Source organism: Pseudomonas cichorii (assembly GCF_015471405.1).
In the GTDB taxonomy this organism is placed as follows: Bacteria; Pseudomonadota; Gammaproteobacteria; order Pseudomonadales; family Pseudomonadaceae; genus Aquipseudomonas; species Aquipseudomonas serbiensis.
The window spans coordinates 106,505-127,297 of the sequence record NZ_BLVZ01000003.1 but is presented as its reverse complement, the minus strand read 5'-3'; the positions used below and the strand labels follow the sequence as shown (position 1 = coordinate 127,297).

General features: G+C 59.4%; 17 protein-coding genes. 7 read left to right on the top strand and 10 right to left on the bottom strand.

What is annotated here, in order from left to right; genetic code table 11:
• Positions 1-31: 31 nt before the first annotated feature.
• Both JL015_RS04575 and JL015_RS04570 read left to right on the top strand, forming a co-directional pair.
• The gene (locus JL015_RS04575; protein ID WP_025259740.1) at positions 32-427 is read left to right on the top strand and encodes a DUF4280 domain-containing protein; all 396 of its coding nucleotides are present in this window, start codon (positions 32-34) and stop codon (positions 425-427) included.
• 35 nt (positions 428-462) lie between these two features.
• Positions 463-795, top strand: coding sequence for a hypothetical protein (locus tag JL015_RS04570; protein ID WP_201007254.1), 333 nt, complete (start codon positions 463-465; stop codon positions 793-795).
• Here JL015_RS04570 and JL015_RS04565 read toward each other — a convergent pair whose 3' ends face one another.
• From JL015_RS04565 to tssB, 10 genes are all read right to left on the bottom strand, one after another.
• Positions 796-1,341: a toxin-antitoxin system YwqK family antitoxin gene (locus JL015_RS04565; protein WP_201017609.1), complete on the bottom strand. Its 546-nt coding sequence runs from the start codon at positions 1,339-1,341 to the stop codon at positions 796-798.
• Positions 1,342-1,352: 11 nt separating this feature from the next.
• Positions 1,353-3,359, bottom strand: coding sequence for a type VI secretion system Vgr family protein (tssI, locus tag JL015_RS04560; protein ID WP_201017608.1), 2,007 nt, complete (start codon positions 3,357-3,359; stop codon positions 1,353-1,355).
• Between the two features lie 245 nt (positions 3,360-3,604).
• Positions 3,605-4,474 carry a hypothetical protein gene (locus JL015_RS04555; protein WP_201017607.1) on the bottom strand — a complete coding sequence of 290 codons (870 nt, stop codon included), beginning with the start codon at positions 4,472-4,474 and terminating at the stop codon, positions 3,605-3,607.
• A 46-nt stretch (positions 4,475-4,520) separates the two neighbouring features.
• On the bottom strand, positions 4,521-7,082 hold the full coding sequence (tssH, locus tag JL015_RS04550) for a type VI secretion system ATPase TssH (protein ID WP_201017606.1): 2,562 nt from the start codon (positions 7,080-7,082) through the stop codon (positions 4,521-4,523).
• A gap of 2 nt (positions 7,083-7,084) precedes the next feature.
• Positions 7,085-8,104: a type VI secretion system baseplate subunit TssG gene (gene tssG / locus JL015_RS04545; RefSeq protein ID WP_201017605.1), complete on the bottom strand. Its 1,020-nt coding sequence runs from the start codon at positions 8,102-8,104 to the stop codon at positions 7,085-7,087.
• Positions 8,068-9,864 carry a type VI secretion system baseplate subunit TssF gene (gene tssF / locus JL015_RS04540; RefSeq protein ID WP_201017604.1) on the bottom strand — a complete coding sequence of 599 codons (1,797 nt, stop codon included), beginning with the start codon at positions 9,862-9,864 and terminating at the stop codon, positions 8,068-8,070. The genes tssG and tssF overlap by 37 nt, the downstream gene beginning before the upstream one ends.
• Positions 9,848-10,297: a type VI secretion system baseplate subunit TssE gene (gene tssE, locus JL015_RS04535; RefSeq protein ID WP_201017603.1), complete on the bottom strand. Its 450-nt coding sequence runs from the start codon at positions 10,295-10,297 to the stop codon at positions 9,848-9,850. The genes tssF and tssE overlap by 17 nt, the downstream gene beginning before the upstream one ends.
• A 15-nt stretch (positions 10,298-10,312) precedes the next feature.
• Positions 10,313-10,810, bottom strand: a complete 498-nt coding sequence (locus tag JL015_RS04530; RefSeq protein ID WP_117164857.1) for an Hcp family type VI secretion system effector — start codon at positions 10,808-10,810, stop codon at positions 10,313-10,315.
• Positions 10,811-10,885: 75 nt separating this feature from the next.
• Positions 10,886-12,373 carry a type VI secretion system contractile sheath large subunit gene (tssC, locus tag JL015_RS04525; RefSeq protein ID WP_201001872.1) on the bottom strand — a complete coding sequence of 496 codons (1,488 nt, stop codon included), beginning with the start codon at positions 12,371-12,373 and terminating at the stop codon, positions 10,886-10,888.
• A gap of 34 nt (positions 12,374-12,407) precedes the next feature.
• Positions 12,408-12,962 carry a type VI secretion system contractile sheath small subunit gene (gene tssB / locus JL015_RS04520; protein ID WP_201001873.1) on the bottom strand — a complete coding sequence of 185 codons (555 nt, stop codon included), beginning with the start codon at positions 12,960-12,962 and terminating at the stop codon, positions 12,408-12,410.
• Positions 12,963-13,156: 194 nt separating this feature from the next.
• Here tssB and JL015_RS04515 point away from each other — a divergent pair, with 194 nt between their 5' ends.
• Genes JL015_RS04515 through tssA form a run of 5 tightly spaced genes read left to right on the top strand, consistent with a single transcriptional unit; the run spans position 13,157 to position 20,684 of the window.
• Entirely contained in the window at positions 13,157-13,627 is a 471-nt protein-coding gene (locus JL015_RS04515) for a type VI secretion protein (RefSeq protein ID WP_201017602.1), read from the top strand.
• Between the two features lie 51 nt (positions 13,628-13,678).
• Positions 13,679-15,013, top strand: a complete 1,335-nt coding sequence (gene tssK / locus JL015_RS04510; RefSeq protein WP_201017601.1) for a type VI secretion system baseplate subunit TssK — start codon at positions 13,679-13,681, stop codon at positions 15,011-15,013.
• An 18-nt stretch (positions 15,014-15,031) separates the two neighbouring features.
• Positions 15,032-15,802 (top strand): DotU family type IV/VI secretion system protein, encoded by a 771-nt coding sequence (locus tag JL015_RS04505; RefSeq protein ID WP_201017600.1) that lies wholly within the window; start codon positions 15,032-15,034, stop codon positions 15,800-15,802.
• A complete protein-coding gene (locus tag JL015_RS04500) occupies positions 15,799-19,614 on the top strand; it encodes a type VI secretion system protein (protein WP_201017599.1) in 3,816 nt (1,271 codons plus the stop codon). Before JL015_RS04505 ends, JL015_RS04500 begins: the two co-directional genes overlap by 4 nt.
• Complete coding sequence (gene tssA, locus JL015_RS04495) at positions 19,611-20,684, top strand: type VI secretion system protein TssA (RefSeq protein WP_201017598.1); 1,074 nt, start codon at positions 19,611-19,613, stop codon at positions 20,682-20,684. Before JL015_RS04500 ends, tssA begins: the two co-directional genes overlap by 4 nt.
• Positions 20,685-20,793 lie beyond the last annotated feature (109 nt).

Here is a 20,793-nt window from a genome sequence, read left to right as displayed (position 1 = left end):
GTCCTCCGAACCTCTCTCCAGGTATCTGCCGATGTCATGCCCGCAAGTTTGTGCCGGAGCCACGTTGCAATGCAGTTTCGGCGCTGCGCCTACCGTATTGAACGTATTGCCGACCAATCGCGTGCTGACCAGCAGCATGCCGGCGGCGACCATCATGGATCACATCCCGTTGGTCAACATTCCCACCTTCGGAATGTGCATGAGCACAGCCAACCCCATGGTGATCGCGGCCACGGCGGCAGCATTGGGCGTGCTCACTCCCATGCCTTGCATTCCCGCAACGGCCTCGCCATGGATTCCGGGCGGTGCGCCAACGGTGTTATTGGGCGGCATGCCAGCGATTGATTCCAACAGCATGCTGATGTGCAACTGGGCCGGGGTGATCAAGATTGTGATGCCGGGTCAGGTGCAGATGTTGATTCCTTAGTTTGATAAAAACGCTTTTCTGCAAGGACGATATGGATGGGTGTGCTGTTCTCGATTGCTTTCAGTACGTTATCTCTGGTTGTGGCTTCCCGGATCATGAATGTCGGGCTGGGTATTATTCCGGCGCTACTGGTCGTTGCTTTTCTTCAGGTGATGGGCGTCGCTCTTGAAGGCACTGAAAAGCTTCTATATGCGTTTATCTTCATCCTCGGCTTGCTGATCTACTTTGCGGGGTTGAAGCGGTTTACTGGCGAAAGTACCTGGACGCTGATCAAGCTGACGATTGTCTGGATGATCATGGCGTTTGTTATCGCGCAGGTCTTCTTCAAGGTATTTGAACTGTCCTTTGCGTTTTATCTGAGATCCTGATCAGGACTGCGCAGGCGACACATTATTCATCCACCACCAGCGTAGGTGTGAAACCGGTTTGCCCTTGGCATCCAGCGGGCGGCCGTCATCGGCGAATTGTTGTTCCTGATCCAGCAACTGGCCATTCAGGTAGCGGGCCTTGAAGGAGGCCTGGCCGTTGGTGTGGAAACGCTGATACAGCCCGTCGCGCACACCGTCCTTGTATTGCTCCAACTCTGCCAGTTGCCCGTCAGGGTAGTGAATGCTGGCCTCGCCATGCAGCAGGCCCATTTTATAGGTGGCCCGACGTTGCAACAGTCCTTCGGGCGAATAGAAATTTGCGATGCCATGCAGCTTGTCGTTCACGTAAGGCAGTTGCGCGGAAACCCGGCCGTTGGGGTGGTAGGTGAGGCTCATGCCCTGCAACTCGCCCTGGCTGTAATTCAGGTTGGCCAGCGGTCGGTTGTCTTTTTCGATTCGCAACGGCCCATCCAGTTGGCCATCATTCAAGCGTCCGGCCAGTTGTGCATCACCGCTTTGTACATCCACTGTTTCAGTCTTGGCCATGGCTCAGGATCTCAATTGACTTGTACCAGGCCGCCCTTGATGGTCAGCATGCCACCGCCATCCACGGTCTGTGACGCTGCGGCCTTGTTGGTCAGGCTGATGCCTGCGTCGTTGGTCATGGTCGTGCCTGCCTTGTTTTCCAGCGATGTGCCCGCCTGATTGGTCAGGGCCGTTCCTGCCTTTTGGGTGATCGAAGTGCTGGCCTGCACGGCCAGATCGGCACCGCTCTTGATCGTGAAGCTGCCGCCGCTTTCCAGGGTGATGGTGCCGCTGACCTTGAGGGTCAGGTTGCCGTCCACGGTCAGGCTGTAATTGCCTGTGACCTTGTCGGTGTAGTTGCCGCCGGTGCTATGGGTCTGGTCGCCGCCGACCTTGACGGTGCGAGTGTCCTTCACATCCAGCGTATCGCTACCGGTCTGGATGGTGACGCTGCGTTTGCCCTTTTCCAGCGTGACGGTTTCATCGCCTTCCTTGACGGTTCGGGTGCGGGCGTTCTGTACGGTCAGGGTTTCATCGTGGCCGACGGTGACTGTGGTGTCGTTGAGCACATTGGTCTTGAAGTCCTTCTGGGCTTGCAGAAAGACTTCCTCAGCGTCTTTCTTGTCCTCGAAACGCAACTCGTTGAAACCGCCGCCGCCCTTGGAGGAATTGGTCTTGATCCCCGATTGCGTCTGGTTGGCGGGCAGGGCATAGGGCAGGGCGTTGTCGCCGTTGTACACGCAACCGCTGACCAATGGCCGGTCGGGGTCGCCGTCGATAAAGGTGACGATCACTTCCTGGCCGATGCGCGGCACGAACTGCATGCCGAACCCCTTGCCGGTCCAGGGCAGTACCACACGCACCCAGCAGGAGCTGGTTTCGTCGCTCTTGCCGTCGCGGTCCCACGGGAACTGGATCTTGATCCGGCCATATTCGTCGGTCCAGATTTCCTCGCCGGACTTGCCGACCACGGTGGCCGTCTGGGTGTGCATGCGCGGTTTGGATGTCACCCGCGCCGGGCGATAAGTGGTGGCCTTGGGGATGGCCTCGAAACGGTTGCGATAGCCTTCATGGCTGGCTTCATGAGTGACTGCTGTCACCACCCAGTCGATATTCAGGGTCGCATCGTCATGGCCGCTCAGAGTGAAAAAGTGCCCCGGCACCAGCCAGCGACAGTCGCTTTCACCGACAAAGCGTTTCTCCTGACTGCGCAGCCCGTCGACCCGCTGTTTGGTCAATGCATCGCCCCGTGCCTTGGCGATATAACCGCCCGGATGCTCATACATCGACAACGGCCCGGCCTTGGCTTCCGCCTTGCTGTAAAGCGAAGTGGTGGGTGTGGTGAACTCATAATCCGAGGCTGAATACACCCCGGAAACCGCCTGTAACACCAGTTGCCCGGAACGAATCCCGTGCAGTTCCCGATTGCCCATTCCCTGACCCAGATACTTCACCGCCGGCCCGTTGGGAATCGCTGGAAACGCATCGTTGTTATCCGCCAGCACCAGCGTGTGCTTGCCTTCCTCATGGGTGAAAAACCAGAAAATCCCTTCCTCTTCCAGCAGGCGCGACACAAACGCAAAGTCGGTTTCGCCGTACTGCACGCAATACTCACGCGGCGTGTAACTGCCGGTCAGCGACAGCTTGTGATCGCTGAATCCGTGGTCAGTGAAGATCGACGTCACGATGTCCGACGTGGAGAGGTTCTGAAACACCCGGTTATTGCTCGCCAGCGTCAGCCACCACAACCATGGCCGCAACAACACCTGATAACGATCCGCCGTTGCGTCAGCCGGAAGCTGCCGGATCTCCGCCACCAGCGCATCCATTGGGCGCAGCATCGCATCGTTATGCAGCGTGGTCGTGACGTGAGTGGCGATAGCGGAAGTCAGCGTCAGCGCAGTGTCGGCCTGGCCATGCAGGAAATACTGCCCCAGCGCATTGAGGGATTCCTCGCCGCTGATGACGTCTGGATACAGCTCGGTGAGGGCTGAGCCGGTCAGGGAGAGGCTGGTTGTGGTGTCGGTGGAGCGGGGCATTCTTTCATCTCAAGTAGATATTGCTGAATAGCAGGACTTCAGCGTAATGCTTTATACGAAAAGTACATAGCTCAATCAACGCATGTGAGATATCAAAATTGATAGAAAACGGGATTCAATGATGCTCGGTTTCCCTCAATTCAACAGATTATTACAGATGTGGTTTTTGGTGTTTTTGCCATGATGTCTTTACTCATGCTCAGGGGGTAGTTTTTTCTATTCGTTGTTAATGGAAAATATTGTTGTCAGCCTTTCTTGCTTTTTGTTCTGTTGCAGAACGAGCATGAAGGTACCAGATTGTTTCCGCTGTGGATTATTTTCCATAGAGGGCTTTGGCTGTTGACTTGATGCTTGGTGCTTCCAATCCCTTTGCTGACATGAAAGGCGTTCATGTCGTCGAACAGGTGAATCAACATTGCAACATCTTTGAAGGCTATCGTACTCTTGTTCTCGTTGAAATTTTCCTCTCTCATATTCAGATAGTTATGGAATGCAGATGCGTCGTCTATAAACCCATTAGTGTTGGCATAGGTTTTAGGATTCCACTTTGCAACATGGTTAGCTCGCCGATCAGCATGGTTGGTGTTCTGATGATTTGTGCCGCCGAGTAAGCGCAAGAATTTTATCAGTGCCATTTCTGGCTTGGTTTGTGCCTTGATGTGGTCGATTTCCATCGTCCAGGCAGGGTACACAAAGCCACACCAGTAGCAGTTGAAAGCCTTGATGTTCTCTTGGGTGGCTGCCGATTTATCAGCGCCGGGGACCCGTAAGATAACAGAGTCGAAAACATACTGATTAAGCCAGTTCTGGTCCAGCTTGATTTTTGTGTAGTCGATCGAGGTAGAAAATGGAGTGTCGTGGACTGCCAGGCTTGTACGGTACCCATTAGTCAAGTAGGCAGTGGTCATGCTTGAAATGTTTAGTGGGGCAAGCGTTTGGATATTATCGCCTTGCCTGCGTTTTACTTCGTAGTTACCGCCGCCCAGATTTTTGATCTGGGTATGGCTGCCTGTGCCTGTCAGGATCATGTAGTCTTTGCCAAACTCGGTGATTTTTCCGTTCCAGCCGTTGTCCAGTACGGAGATGGACGCGAGGTCAAAGGTAATGGTCGTCATATCGATTTTCAATCTTCAATAATGGTAAACAGAATGTAGGGGTTATTCACTCCAACACCCACTCCGCCAACTTCCCCGTCACCTGCTTCATCAACACATTCTCAATATCCCTCGCCCCAGCCCCGCTGCATTTCGCGAGCACGGCCTTGACAATCCCGTTATCAAAATCAAACTGTTTACCCGTCGCGGCCTTGTACCGGCCACGCAGTTTCTCCAGCTTGGCCAGCACGATCCCTTCCAGTGTCGCTTCATCCAGCGGGTGATAAGGCACCACGGTCATGCGTGCAAGAAAGGCGGGGCGGAAGGCTTGTAGCAGGACTTTGTGCAGGCGTTCGTTGAACGGGTCGCTGTCGAGTTCGGCGGTGGGGGTGTCGAGGATCAGTTCGGCGCCAACGTTGCTGGTGGCGAGCATGACGGTGTTCTTGAAGTCCACCACCAGGCCGGTGCCGTCTTCCATGACGCCTTTGTCGAACACGTTATAGAACGCTTCCAGCACATCCGGGTGGGCTTTTTCGATTTCGTCCAGCAGCACCACGGAATAGGGTTTGCGGCGTACGGCTTCGGTCAGCACGCCGCCGGTTCCGTAACCCACATAACCGGGTGGTGCGCCTTTGAGCTGGCTGACGGTGTGGGCTTCCTGGTACTCGGAAAGGTTGATGCTGATCAGGTTGCGCTCGCCGCCGTACAGGGCGTCGGCCAGGGCGTAGGCGGTTTCGGTCTTGCCGACGCCGGTAGGGCCGGGCAGCAGGAACACGCCGACCGGTTTCTGTGGGTCGGTCAGGCCGGCGCGGTAGGCTTGCAGGCGTTGGGCGATGGTGTCGAGGGCGGCTTTCTGGCCCATGACCCGCTGGCCCATGCGCTGCCCCAGGGTCCGCACGGCATGGGCTTCGTCGGCGAGCATCTTGCCCACCGGGATGCCGGTCCAGCCTGCAATCACGGCGGCGACGGTCTTGGAGTCGACCTGTTCGGGCACCAATGGATCGTCCTGGCGAATGGCATCCAGCCCGGCTCCCAGGCGCACCAGTTCGGAAGCCAGGTAATCGATGCGGCTGTCGGTGTCCGGGTCGCGTTTTTCGAGGTCGGTATTGGCGTCCACGCGCTCGCTCAGGGCGAGCAGTTCGCGACGGGTTTCCAGCAGTTCGCGCACGGCCTCGCGCTCTTCGCCCCAACGCACTTCCAGTTCACGGATGGCTTGCAGGTTGCTGCCGGATTCGCTTTCCAGCGTGGTAATGCGTTCCCGATGATCAAGACCGGTGGCCTGCTCGCGACGCAGGCGTTCGACTTCTTCCTTCAGGCTTTGCTGGCGATGGCGCAGGCTTTCCAGCGGCGGAGGGACGTCGTGCTGGCCGAGGGCGACGCGGGCGCAGGCGGTGTCGAGGATGCTGATGGCCTTGTCCGGCAGTTGCCGCCCGGAGATGTAGCGGTGTGAGAGTTTCACCGCATCGTGAATCGCTGCATCCAGCACTTGCACGCCATGGTGCTGCTCCAGTTTGGTCGCCACGCCCCGAAGCATTTCCACGGCTGTGGCTTCGTCCGGCTCTTCCACCTGCACCAACTGGAATCGTCGGGCCAGCGCCGGGTCTTTCTCGAAATACTTCTTGTATTCCATCCAGGTGGTGGCAGCCAGGGTGCGCAGTTCGCCGCGGGCCAGAGCGGGTTTGAGCAGGTTGGCCGCATCACTGCCGCCTTCCGCGCCACCGGCACCGATCAGGGTGTGGGCTTCGTCGATAAACAGGATGATCGGTTTTTCTGCGCTGCGTACCGCATCGATCACGCCTTTGAGACGTTGCTCGAATTCGCCCTTGACCCCGGCACCGGCTTGCAGCAGGCCAAGGTCGAGCACGCGCAGGCTGACATCCTGCAAGGACGGCGGCACATCACCGGCAGCAATGCGCAACGCCAGGCCTTCGACCACGGCGGTTTTACCCACGCCCGGTGCGCCCACCAGAATCGGGTTGTTCTGGCGACGGCGCAGCAGGATGTCGATGCACTGACGGATTTCCCCGTCGCGGCCCACGATGGGGTCGATGCGCCCGGCGTGGGCATCGGCGGTCAGGTCCTGGGTGTATTGGTCGAGAGTCGAGTCCTCGACGGTTTTCACCGGAGCCTTGCCCGGTTGGCCAGGTACGGCGATGGCGATATGTTCGCGAGAGGGTTGCGCCCATTCCTGCAAGTTGTTGCGCAGCACATCCCGGGGAATGCGCAGCAACGAGGATGCGCTGTTGAGCAGCAGGCTGCGACGTTCATCTCTGTCCAGCAAGGCCAGCAGCAACAGCCCTGAACGAATGCTTTGCTGGCCCATGACGCTGGCCTGCACCACGGTGTCTTCCAAAAGGCCGATGGTCTGCGCGGACAGTGCCGGAGTGCGGGTACTGCCGGATTTGAACAGCTCCAGCGCCTTGTTGATTTCTGCGGTCAGCGCATCGCGCTCCAGGCCGAAACGCGGCAGCAGGCAGGCCAGGTCGCCGCCCTCGATATCCAGCAGTTCCAGCAGCAGGTGCTCGATTTCAACGTAGTGATGACCCCGTTGCAGGCAGCGCTGCGCGGCGCGCTCCAGAGCGCGGCGGCTGTCGGCGTTGAGGCGTGCTATCAGGCTGCCGAGTTCCATATTCAGGCCATCTCCGGTTGGCGCAGCCGGGTATCGATGCGCTGCAGGTCTTGGTTGGGTTTGTTGCGCAAGCCACCGTTCCAGTTGAGGGTCGGTGGATTCTCTCGATTCATGACCATGGGTTCGGCACCCGATACCAGCAAGGTCAATGAGCAGTCCAGATCGGGGCCGAAATACAGCGCCGCCATGCTCGCCAGTTGCTGATGGGCTTCGCCTTCGGGCAGCAGGCGTCTGGCCTGCGCGTTCTGCAAGGGGCCGATGGTCAGGCGAATGCCGGCATGTTCGTCCCAGACGCGGGTTCCGGCGATGGCGGTGCTGCCCAGTTTCAGGTTGCGGCCACCGGGTTTCAGCAGGCTGCGACTGGCTGGCGGGATGCTGCGCCATGCGCCTTCATATGCGCTGATCTGTACCGGCAAGCCGAAATGCTGGCGCACGATGGCGGCGAAACCGGCCAGCGAGCGGCGGCCGCCTGAGTACAAGGCGCTACGCGCCATGATCGCGGCATCAGGCAGTGCCTGGCGTTCCTGCAATGATTTTGGCAGCAGACCGGTCAGAGCGCGTAACTGCGCCTGCACCGGGCTGGCCGAAGGCACGGCGAACCCCAGCGCCACGCGATGCTTGCGCAGCACCCGATAGAGCAGGCTGAGCAGGCGATGCTGGAACAGGTCGAGAAACTCGGCGGGCGCATGATCCTTGGCGCGGGCGCGTTGTTGCAGCCATTCCTGAAAGGCGTACGGCAAAGGACCGTCGGGGCCGCCCAATCCAAAGATCGGCGTCGTCAGTACCGGTTGCTGGCCGGGTTCCTGGGTCAGGTTTTCGACTTCGCTGGAGGCAAACAAGGGCGTCAGCGGGCCGCGCAGGCGGATGGCTTCGGCCTGGGGCGAGGTGCCGGTGCCCAATGGAGAAGCCTGCGGATGCTCGCGCTCCAGAATCAGCAAGGCCTGCAACAGCTCGAAAGCCTGTGGCTCCTTGCGCAAGACCTCGCTTAGAGGGACAGGGGCATGCCGGCCTGGGGTTGCCATGTCTTGACCTCCTTGTCCGAGTTGACCAGCACCGTACGCACGAAGCGATTGGCGGTGGCGTAAAGCGAGAAGAATTGCGCCAGCACTGCCGAGAACAGCACGGCGCTATTGCCGACGAAGTGTTCCGGGTCCAGTTGCAGGCGGACTTCCAGCCCGTTGCGCCAGCCGCGCCAGGCATCTTCGCCCACCTGTGCAATGACCCGTTCGCAGTCCATCTTTTGCAGGCCGTCGATCTGCCGACGGGCGCTGGCCTCGTCGCGCAGGTTGTGCAGGTTGAGTATTTCCTTGAGGGCTTCCAGCGCCTTGGGGCCTTCCACCAGCGACAGGTGGTTGAGGGTCAGTTGTGAAACCAGACGCCAGCGCGACTCACCACCCAGGTGCGGCGAGCTTTGCGAACTGGGCGGGTTGATCAGGCTGGCCTTGGCCACCGGGCCGGGCCGCTCGAAGCTCAAAGGGGTTCCAGCGCTCAGGCTCTGGGCCAGATGACGGTTGGTGCAAAGCAGCTCCGCCGTCAGGCTGTAGTTCGGTGCGTCGAGCAGCGGGTCGAAGCGGGTGTCGACCAGACTGAGCATCAAGTCGCTGCCCAGACGGTTGGGCGTCAGCCCGGTGATGCGTCGGGCATGCCAATAGAGGTTGCTGTCGCCAAGGCTGTGCTGGCTGCCGTAATAGGCCGGTACCGGGCGTACGCCTTGAGGTGATGCGGCACGCATGCCACGGATGCTGTGGATCTCTACGCTGTTCTCGCGATGGCTGTCGGCGATCAGCCGGTATTCGCTTTGCGTGCCGTCCGGGCGCAATGGTTCGGAGGTGCGTGGAAACAGGTTGATCACTGGTGTGCAGCCCAGTGCGATATCGCTGGCTTGCAGATGCAGGCGAGCCTGAGGAGCGCGGTCGAAGACGATATACAGATAAAGCGTGCGGCCTTCGACATGAGCCGTGTTCAGGGGAATATCGAAGAAGTGGAATTTTTCCGGGAAGGCGAAATATTCGGCCAGCAAACGCATGCCTGGATGTACGCCGTCTTCCTCTGGCAGCAGGGCTTCGTCGTTGGCGAAACCGGCAATGTTCGGCAGGTCGCCATGGGCGACTGGCTGACTGCCCGGTGCGCCGCTCAAGACCTTGACGGCATGGGCGCCCAGCAAGTCGTACAGCGCGGCATTCACCACCGGTGATGCGTCCAGATGCAGGCGCAGGTGCTCAATGCTCAGTTGCGCCCAGTCTGTTGTTTCTCCCAGGCATTCCAGACTCAGGCGCAGTGCCGAACGGGCCTGGATCACACCGGTCAGGGCCTGTGTTTCTTCAGCATTGAGCAGCACGGCTTCGCTGATCTGAATGGGCCACAAAGTCACTTCGGCGCTGGTACGAAAGTGGATGCTTTCACCCTTGGTCGTGGTGACAAACAAGGGCGTATCCCGTGGCAATGCATAGCCCGCTGCGAGGTTGCCTTTGCTCGGGTCCGGCTCGAACCGGACGATGCTGCACGAGGGCAGGGGCCTGATGGCCAGCGGATAAAGCTGTTCCAGCAGGGCGTTGCTGAATTCGTCGTAGTCGTCATCCAGGCGTCGTTGCAGGCGTGCGGCCAGAAGGGCGAAGCCTTCGAGCAGGCGCTCCACATGCGGGTCCTGGCTTTCACCGGGAGACAGTTCCAGGCGTCGGGCGACTTTGGGGTAGCGGTTGGCGAATACGCTGCCGGCATGTCGCAGCCAGGTCAGTTCGCGTTGGTAATAATCAAGCAGTTGCGGATCAATCGAGTCGCTCATGGCTGACCTCCAGCCCGGCTTCCGAGGTCTGAACCGCAAAGGCCACAGGCCATTCCTGACGGTCATGGCGCAGGGTGCCGCTCAGGCGGATATCCAGTTGCCGGGGATGCCCTGGCATGGCTTGCACATCCACACCGGTCAGGTGCAGTCGCGGCTCGAAATGAGTGATTGCAGCGCGGATTTCCCGGGTCATGCGGCGTCGGTCATCGCTGTTGCTGGCTTGCAGGGCGCTCCAGTCGGCGATGCCATAGTCGAGCAGGGTCGGTGGCGTGGTGAGGTTCCTGGAGGCGCGGCGGGTATTGAGCAGGCGCAACAGCTCGTTCCGGACCGAGTCGGCCAGAGCCTGTCGGTCGAAAAATCGGGTGTGCTGCGTCTGCTCCTCGCTGAAAGCCAGGCGCTCGAATAACGGCGGACGAATGCCTGTGCCTGGCATGGCGAGTTACCTTTCTTAGCTGGCTTTCTTGTTGGCGGCCAGGTCCCAACTGGTGCCAGCCACGCCTTCCTTGGTGCCATCGTCTTTCTGGGCTGTCAGTTCCCATTTGATCTTGGTGAAGTTCAGCGAGATGGTTTCCACCGGTTTGCCACCGGCACCGCCGCTGACGCTGACGTTGGACAGCACAACGTTGTCCAGGGTGTAGACAATGAACGGCATGATCTGGCCGCTGCCTTCGGAGGCGTTGCGGCCAATGGTGATCTTGGCGGTAGCGATGGGCTTGCCCGCGCAGCAGTAGCTGTTGAGGTTGGGGGTGGAGCTGTCGACGAACTTGGTCAGGGTGAACTCACCGACATGGGGTTTACCCGAAGTACGCTCCGAGTTGCTGACGTCGTTGGTCACTTGCATGGCAACGTTATGGCTGTAGGACATGATTTCGATCTTGTCCGTGAAGCCTTCCAGCATGCTGTCGCCTTTAATATCGTCACCCAGATCCAGAATGATCGCATCCATCGGGTGTAACTCCTGCAAATTGGCAAAAAGAAAGTGGGGGAGAAGCCCTGCGAGCCAGGCCCGCAGGGCTCAGGGTCAGGCTGCTACCGGCGGCGGCAGACTGGCAACCAGACGGATCGAGGCGGTCAGTTCTTCCAGCTGGAAGTGCGGACGCAGGAACACCGTGGCGCGGTAGGCACCTGGCTTGCCGGCGACCTCGGTGATGTCCACGCGCGCTTCACGCAGCGGGTACTGGGCCTTGATTTCCTGCGGCGCGTTGTCGTTGATCAGTACGTAATCCGCGATCCAGTTGTTGAGGTAGGTCTGGACGTTGTCGCGGGTCATGAAGCTGCCGACCTTGTCGCGCATGATCACTTTCAGGTAGTGAGCGAAGCGCGAAGCGGCGAGCACGTACGGCAACATGGCGGAAATCCGCGCGTTGGCGTTGGCTTCGTTGGTGTTGTAGAGCTTGGGCTTGTTGGTCGTCTGCCCGCCAAAGAACACGGCAACATCGCTGTTCTTCTTGTGGCAGAGCGAGATGAAGCCCAGGTCGTTGAGTTCTTTCTCGCGACGGTCGGTGATCGCCACCTCGGTCGGGCACTTGAGCGAGATATCGCCCGAGGAGGTGCGGAAAGTATGCGCTGGCAAACCTTCGACCGCGCCACCGCCTTCTGCACCGCGAATCGCTGCGCACCAGCCGTATTTGGCGTAGGCCTCGGTGATACGTTGGGACAGTGCCCAGGCCGCATTGCCCCACAGGTATTTGCTGTGGTCGGTGCCGGTGACGTCTTCGACGAAGTTCATGCCTTCAACCGGGCTGGTGTCCGGGCCGTAAGGCAGGCGCAGCAGGAAGTTCGGCAGCACCAGGGAGACATAACGCGAGTCTTCGCTTTCGCGGAAGGAGCGCCACTTGATCAGTTCCTGGCTCTCGAACACTTTGGCCAGGTCACGAGGCACTGCCAGTTCGGTGAAGCTGCTCATGTCGAACAGGCGCGGGCTGGCTGCGGCAATGAATGGCGCGTGAGCCGCTGCCGCGACGTTGGACAGCTTCTCCAGCAGGCCGATGTCCTGTGGGTGACGGCCAAAGGTGTAGTCGCCGACCAGCACGCTGAACGGATGACCGCCGAAGGTGCCGTATTCTTCTTCGTAGATTTTCTTGAACAGCGAGCTCTGGTCGAATTCGACTGCCTTCTCCAGATCGGTCTGCAGTTCTTTCTGCGAGACGTTGAGCAGGCGCAGTTTCAGGCGGGTGCTGGTTTCGGTGTTCTGCACCAGCGAATGCAGGCCGCGCCATGAAGCTTCAAGCTTCTGCAGGTCCTCGTGATGGAGGATCTGGTTGAGCTGGTCGCTGATCAGCGAGTCGATCTGGCTGATGCGGTCGTTGATCATGGCGACGGTGTCTTTATCGACCGCCATGCCTTCATCCAGGACCTGGGTGGCGAACTCGGCGAGCATGTCGCGAGCGTAGCCTTGCTGGCTGTCGTCATGCGCCATGCGACCTTCGGCGATGATCTTGTCCAGCAGGGACAATGTTTGGGTGGAGCCTTCGCTGCCTTGACTCTCAGCGCTGGTTGACGTGGCCATGGTTAATCCTCCGCGAATAGGTGGGCGATGACGATCAGGCTTGCGGTTCGGCTGGCGGCTCTTCAGCTGCTGCCGGTGCATCAGCTACCGTTTCGCTTTCCGGACGGGCCGATTTGATCTGTTGCAGGCCTTCGGTATTGGCGACGACATCTTGCAGCAGCTTGTCCAGATCGTCGTTGCCGTCGAGCTTGGTCAGCAGGTCGCGAAGACGCTGACGGGCTTCGAGCAGGCGACGCAGAGGCGTGACTTGCTTGACCAGATTGATCGGGTCGAAATCGTCGATATGGCCGAAGCGCAGTTCGACGTTGAGCTTGCTGCCGTCACCGCTGAGGGTGTTGTCGACCTGGATAGCGGTGCGTGGAGCAATGGAGGCGAGGACTTCATTGAAGTTGTCGCGATCGATTTCAACGAAACGTCGATCGATCAGTTTTGGCGGGGGAGCATCAGGTTTGCCTGACAGATCGGCCAGGATGCCGACTACGAGAGGCAGTTCCTTTTTTTCGATGGCATTACCGATTTCTACGTCGTAAGTGATCTGAACACGAGGCGGGCGGACCCTGTCTAGCTTGTGCTGAGTACTCTCGGCCATGGTGGCTGAACTCCGATGCATAAGGCGGGCGCAATGCAACGGTTTCCCAATGCTCGCATTCCCTTGCTTGACCGCAGAACAGAGCCGCACGGGTCTAATTCTGCGATCCTCTAAAAATTCGTCATGGTGGCGAATTGACCTTGATGCTATAACAGGAACGGCTAAAAGCAATACAAAATTTTTCTTGGACAATCATGACCGTAAAACAGTTCATATACCGACAATGGATTGCCGTATTGCTGGCTGTTTTCATGCTCACGGGTTGTTCATTCTTGGATCCAAAAATAGGCGTCGATTCACTGATTCTGGACGTAGCCCTGCGTGCCAATGATGACTCGCCTGTCGCTGTCGATTTCATCGCCGTCAATGACCCGGACCTTCTCAAGCAACTGTCAGGCCTGACCGCCAGCCAGTGGTTCAGCGAGCGTGATCAGTTCCGCCGTGACCACCGCCAGAACATGGCTGTCTGGGGCATGGAGCTGGTGCCGGGACAACTGATCGAATCCGGCATCTTCCCGCTGGACGGCAAGCCCGCCGTAGGGTTACTGGTTTTTGCCCATTACAATACGCCCGGCGCGCATCGCCTGCGGCTCGATGGCCAGCGCAGGATATGGCTGAAATTCGATAGTCGGGAAATGACGCTGTTCGACGAAAATGCCCATTGAGTATCGCGTCGCACTGACCATGCGCCACACACAGGATGTCAAGGAAACCTTATGAGCGTGCTACCTGATGCAGTCTGCTGGCACGAAGGCATGCAATTGCTGCCCCAGCATTTTCAGTTGCAAGGCTTGCGGGCCGAAGTGTTGGCCGCCCATCTGGCCCAGGCATCCAACCCTTGGTACTGGGGGGTTACAAACCTTGATCTGGACCCTTCGGCCCTGTTTGCCGGGCAGGTCCGTATTCTGGCCCTGGACGCTACCTTGCCTGACGGCATGCCGCTGAGCATTCGTGCCGGATCGGGGCCGATGGTCGAGCTGGATATCAACGAGGCTGCCGCCGCATCTCCGACTGCGACTGTGATGGTCTACCTGGCGGTCAGCCCTTTGTGGCGCGCCGGTCAGTTGTTGCCGCTCAAGGGTCGCCTGCAATCGGTGCTCGGCGACTCGCTGCCGGATCTGGCCAGTGGCGAGAACCCGGAAACCATAACCGTATGGCGACCTAACCCTCGGCTGGTCACCGAGGCCAACAAGGCTGACTCCATCTGCGTGCCTCTGCTGCATCTGCGCAAAGAGGGTGGTGGTTTCGTGCAGTTGCCCTATGTCGCGCCGACACCGCTGATCCTGCCCGAATCCTTGCTGGGCCGCAGAGTCGCGGCCCTGTGTGCCCGCACCCGTGAGAAATGCATGTTTCTGGCCGGACGTTTGCGTCAGTCCCAGCAGGCGGGTAATCAGGACGATGCCGAGGAAATCCGTCTGCAATCCGCTGCGCTCTGGTCCAGATTGCCCGAGGTGGAAGGTGCCTTGAGCAGTCGGGTCGCTACGGCTCAAGGTCTGCATGGATTGCTGCTCGGCATGACTGGCAGTTGGTCGGTACTGGACCCGATTTCGGGTGTGCCTGCTTATGCGCCGCTGGACTTTCTCGACCTGTATCGCGGCTACGACCAGGTACTGACCTGGCTGGAGCGCACTCTGGACCAGTTGCGGGTCGGCTTTCGCAGCGTGCCTTTCGAGCAGGCCGAGCATGTCTTTTCCATTGCACTGCCCGAGCAAAAGCCTCGCCAGCGATTGGTGGTCGGCTTGCGCATGCCGGCCGGTGCGTCCGAGCAGGCAGCAATGGACTGGCTGGGCAGGTCGATCATTGCTTCCGGCCCGCATATACCAGTGCTGGCCCGCCAACGCATGAGCGGCTTGCCCCATCAGGCGATGAGCCGTCAGGAGCAGGTTGCCTACAGCACGGGCGACGACACACGGCTGTTTGTCATCCAGGCCAGTGGTGAATGGTTCGACCCGACACAGCCGTTGCACATTGTTTCATCTACTGCAGGAGGCGCAGTCAGCCCCTGGCAAGTCGTTCTGTTCATCGACAAAACCACCAACGAATCCGCCTGAGTACGGTAGGGAAGTCGTATGCCTGAAGGGAATGCCGTTTCGCGGGTGCGCGCCATGCAGGATGCACCGTTGAGTAGCGCTTTTCGTGAGGCGTGGCAGCAATGGCTGACCGCCTGGAACGAGCTGGACAAGAGTAGCGAAGATACCCCGAAGCTGGTCGAGACCGTGGCCGAGCTGTCGACCCGGATCACACGCCGACTGTGGCGCAATGCATTTTCCAATGTAGGGGATTCCGCGACTCAGCAAATGAAGGCCATGGTCTATGCCTTTGTCGCGCTGGTGGATGAAACCCTGTTGTTCGCCGACTGGTCGGGGCAGAGCGCCTGGCAGGAAAAGCCGCTGGAATCGCGCCTGTATTCAAGCCGTCAGGCCGGTCAGCGGCTGCCGCTGGAAATCAAGCGCTTGCTCGATGAGCAGGTTTCCACCAATCGGGACCTGGGCAACGTTTATCTGTTGTGCCTGATCCTCGGTTTTCACGGGCACTTGCGTGGGGAGCGCGGTCAGGCTCTGCACGAAAAATGGCGTCATGCGCTGTTTACCTTCACTCGCCAGCGCGAGCCGGACTATGCCAATGTCAGCCAGTTGCTGGCCGAACCTTCCAGTGTTGCGCCACGTCAGTTGCCGTTGCGTAAATCCCTGCCTGACGGCTTGCGCCTGGGGCTGGTGATTCTGGCGTTCACGCTGCTGTTTATCGGTATCGGTCAACTGTTCTGGCATGACATCGGCCAGCGTCTGGAGCCGGTCCTGCATCTGGCGACTCCCTTCGCCGTTGTGGAGAGCCTGTCATGACGCTGGCAATGCTGGGCTGGGTGATCGGCATCCTGGTCGTCCTGCTGATTGTGCTGTTGTGCATCTGGTGGTTGCGTACCCGTGGCGGTGCAGCGATCCGCAGTTTCCATTTTGCCGTGCGCCAGATGGAGAAGGATCAGGGCGTACGCGATCACTATCAGACCTCGTGGCTGTTGATGGTTGGCGATGAGGCCCAGGGCTCGCAGTTGTGCTCGGCCTGGAACCTTTCGCCCACGGACAAGCCGGCATGGTTCGGCCGTTGGTGGTCCGATCCCGAAGGCGCGGTGCTGGTTGTGCCGCAGTCTCTGTTCATGCCCGAAGAAGGCATGAAACTTCAGGGTAACGGCTGGGCGAGCCTGCTTGGCCTGTTGCTGCGTATCCGTGGCCAGCGCCCGCTGGACGGTGTGATCTGGAACATCAGCGCAGCCGACCTTCTGGATGGCGAGCGTGCGGCCTCGCTTGGGCTGGCGGCGCGTCGGCGCTTTATCGATCTATTGCAACGCCTTGGGCTCAGTGTGCCGGTGTATGTCGTGATCAACGGCATGGACGAGATTCCCGGCTTTCAGGATCTGGTCATGGCCTTGCCGCAGGACACCCGCCAGCAGATTCTGGGCTGGAGTTCGCCTTATGACCCGGAAATGGTCTGGCAATCCCAGTGGAGCGATACCGCGCTGGACTCCGTGATTCAGGCACTGTCTGAAGCGGTGGTCCAGATCGGCGCGTTGTCAGGTCACTTGAGTGGTGAGCTGAGTTTCCTCCCCGAGCGTCTGAAGGATTTGCGCCGCTCTCTGCAAATGCTGCTGGAACCGGTCTTTCAGGGCAATGCCCAGGGCGAGGCGGTGCGTTTTCGGGGGCTGTACTTCACTGCCGATCAGGCGTCGGCTCCGGGCCATGAAACGCTGTCGGCAAGCGATGCACCGGCCATGCAGAGCGTCTTCGCTTCGTCGCTCTGGCAGCATCGCATCAATGCCGAGCGCGGGCTGGCGCAACCGGTGCCGCGCCTTTTGCATCTGCGTCGACGCTGGCAGCGGGTCACGGCCATTGGTGCTCTGATCTTTGGCGTGATCTGGGGCATTTCCATGCTTTGGGTCTGGCGCTATTCGATTGATGAGGCCGATGAACTGTCCCGCTTGTTACAGGAGGCCCAGCGCAGTTACGTGCAGGTCAACGATGACGCGCACCGGCAGGAACTGACCCGCAGCAATGTGCAGGCCTTCTGGAATGTGCTGCAGAACGCGCCGCGCTGGCATTTCGCTTCTCCGGTTTATCCAAGCTCCTGGTTCTCCTCGCTGGATACCCGTCTGGACGGGGTCTTGCGGCATATGTCCATGAGTCATATGCGCCAGCCTTTGCATGACTTGCTGCTGGCCCAGACCAACGAATTGCTGGCGATCACCGACAGTGACCGGCGCTCCGTTCAGGAAGGCGATGACCCTGCGTTGTGGCAGAGTTACGTCAAGGCCAGGGATCTGGTGGAGCGGGCGACTCGTCTGGAGCAGATGAGCAATCTGTACAGCCTGTCGCTGAGCAACCAGAAAACGCCTCTTGATGAGCTGGTGCCTCTGAGCAATAACGCCTTGAGCCTGAACCTCAATGCGGGCACCTTGCATCGTGAGTCGTTCTACAACCAGCTGATGGTGGAAAAGGGCACTTCAGTCCTGCAACCGCTGGACCTCCTGGCTCACCGCAAGGAAGTGACTGGCAATTTCACCAAACTGATGGAGAAGTGGCTGGTTCAATACTATCGGGCGGACAACTTCATTACCGCTGCCGGTTATCTCAAGCTGCATCTGGAACGTCTGGAGTCGAGCACTGATAACAACCTTGAAGAGCTGGAGCGCATCAAGGATCTGATCGATGATTTGCAGGCGGTCATCGACCTGACCAACGCGACCTGGAGCCGTGGCAAGGGGCAGGAACTGGTGCCGGGTTATCTGGCCATGATGGACAGCGTCAGGAAGAGCAAGCTGCTGGGGCCACAGGTTGCTCAGGATCTTGAAAGCCAGGCGGCTCAATTGCAACACAGCTTCAAGGGGCAATGGATCGCCCAGGGTGCCGCGAGCAATAGCTTGCTGACCCAGAGTGGCAGCGGGCAACTGACCTTGCAGGAGCGGGTTTCGCAACTGCATGCGGCCATCAACTCGTTACTGCGGCGCGACTTTGTGGCCAGCGCGTTGCGTCAGGATGGCAGTGGCGAAAACGGCCCGGCACAGCATGTCGATAACGACGGCCTGAGCATTGCCCTGAATCACTACAACAGCTACAAGCTGTATGCCCGTGAAGAGCTGCCGAATATTCCGGCCATGTATCGCCCGGCCATGTTGAGCACCGCCGAGGAAGCTGCTGCCGACTCCATGTGGTCGAGCCTGAGTACCCATGCGTCTTCGTTGGCGGCTCAGGAAGAAGTTCAGCTTTTCGATATCCGGACCGATCAGGCACTGGCGCTGCACAAGGCCTTTATCGAACTCAAGCACCCCCAGCTTGCCATCAGCCTGCAGAACTACCTGAACCGGGTCGCACTGGCGGATATCTCGGCTGCAACCGGGATGGTGCTGGAGCAACCGCTGTTCCGGGACCGTGCCGATATCAGTGAATGGGATGGCGGGAAAAACTTTGGTCTGCAATTGTTGCGAGCCACGGATGCCCAGGATCTCAAGCGTGGTCTGGACCAGCAATTCGTGGTGATCTCCAAGATCACCGAGCAGCATGCACCGGCCGTGGAATGGCTCAAGACACAGTTGCAGAACCTGCCGCTGGTCAGCGTCGAGGAAGTGACCCGGTTTGCCTCGCTGAGTGAGGAAATGAACAAGTACAAGGCGCAGAACCCGTCGAGTTCTCCAGCCTTGATCACTCAGTTGCTCAGTCGTGACTTCAACGACATGGACGAGAACACTTGCCTGGGCATCTTGCAGTCGGCCAATGTGCCTGTCAGTACCGGGCAGTTGACTCAGCGCTGGCTGACCTTGCAACAAGGGGCTCTGCGCCGTTGCCAGCTCTTGCAACAGCAGCAGGGCACCGCCGCCTGGAACGCACTGGCCAGTTACTTCAATCAATACCTGTCGGGGCGTTTCCCCTTCGCTCATGATCTGAGCGCGGCGGATGCCGACCCGGCGCGGGTTCAGCACTTCCTGACCCTGATCGACGAGCGATTGCCTCAGGCTCAGGACGGACTCAAGAATGCCCAGTCCCGCGACCGGGCGGCGGCTGCCGAGTTTCTTGAACGTCTGAAGCTGGCCCGACCCTGGCTTGGTGCGTTGCTGCTGCGGGACAAGGCCGGCCTGGTGGGCGCGGACATGGAAATCCAGTGGCGCACCGATCGTGACAGTGAGCGTGGTGCCGATCAGGTCATCAACTGGAAACTGGTTTCAGGGAACCGTGAGATCAGCTATCCGGGCCAGGCGCAGCAGGTCCTGCACTGGAATGTCGGTCAGCCGCTTAGCCTGATCCTGCGCTGGGCTCGGGATGGCACTCAGCGTCCGGTCAACGATCCATTGCAGCCCGACTTGCGTGTCAGCGGGCTGGAAGCCGAGTGGCAATACCTTGGGCCGTGGTCGCTATTGCGCCTGATGAGCGCCCATGTATCGGTGCAGCGTCAGCCCAATGTCGATTACACGGAATTCCCGTTGTCGCTTGAGGTGCCAGTCCATGCGCCTGCCAATGAGGAAAACCAGACCCTGATGTTCGTGCGCCTGTCGTTGATGAGCCAGGGTGGCAAAGCTCCGTTGTCGATCCAACCCTTGCCGGTGCAGGCACCTCGCTCGCCATTCGGCTCGGCCCCTCGTTCTGTAGTTGATGCTGGAGTGTATCGATGAGTCAGCTTTCGTCACGGGTCAGCGAACTGCTGGAGCCCCTGTTTGGTCACTCGCCCTGCGGCGTGAACCTGCGCCACGAACCCATCTACGACCGCTTGCGCCAGTTGCGTCGTGAGGACGATGCCAGCTTGCCGATGGGCGTCTGGCAGGCGGACATCAAACGGGCCGACTGGGGGCAGGTGGAAGCGATTGCGACCTCGGTACTGCTCAAGGAAAGCAAGGACCTGATGATTGCCGCCTGGCTGGGCGAAGCCTGGCTGCACAAGGATGCCAGGCCGGGAATCATCGATGCGTTGAGCCTGCTGATCGGTCTGTGCGAGCGCTATCCGCAGGAGCTGCACCCACAACCCGCCGATGGTGACTTGTCATGGCGAGCGACGCCTCTTGAGTGGATCGTGCGTCGCTATACCGAACTGCTGCGCACACAATTCCAGTTGTTCGAGAGTCGGGAAGGAGAGTTTGCCGGTTATGTCCTGAGTGACTGGCAGCAACTGCAACGCAACCGAGTGCAGGTCAACGACAGCAAGGCGTCCAGAATAGCGGCCGAAAACGCTGCTGGCGATCAGGCCCGAATCAATGAACGGGTACGTGCCACGCCGGTTGCCTGGTGGTTGAGCAGCTTTGAAGTCACCCAGGCGGCGTTGCAGAAACTTGAGGCGCTGGACAACTGGAGCACCCAGTACTTTGCCGAGGATGGCCCCTCGTACGCGCCCCTGAAACAGACGCTGGTATCCCTGGCGGCACTGTTCAAGGAATTCATTGCCATGCATCCACCACAACCCTTGCCGCCGGAAACCGAAGAGGCCTCAGCCGACATGACGCTTGATACCCCGCTTGAGTCGAACGCCGGAGCACGAGCATTCAGCGAGCCACGCAATCGTGAAGAGGCCTATCGGCAATTACTGTTGATTGCCGATTACCTGGCTCGCAACGAACCCCACAGCCCGGTGCCTTACCTGATCCGCAAAGGCGTGGAGTGGGGCAACAAACCCCTCAAGGAACTGCTTTCGGAACTGATTACATCCGATGCCGAGGCAAGAAGGGTCTGGGCGTTGCTGGGGGTGCTTTAGAGGCGGGACGATAAACGCTGTATTCGTGGAGCAATCCGTTTCCAGTGTGCGTTGAAGTGTTTATCGTCTTGTCCGTATACCCGGACTGTTCATTCGTTCGAGTGCCTGG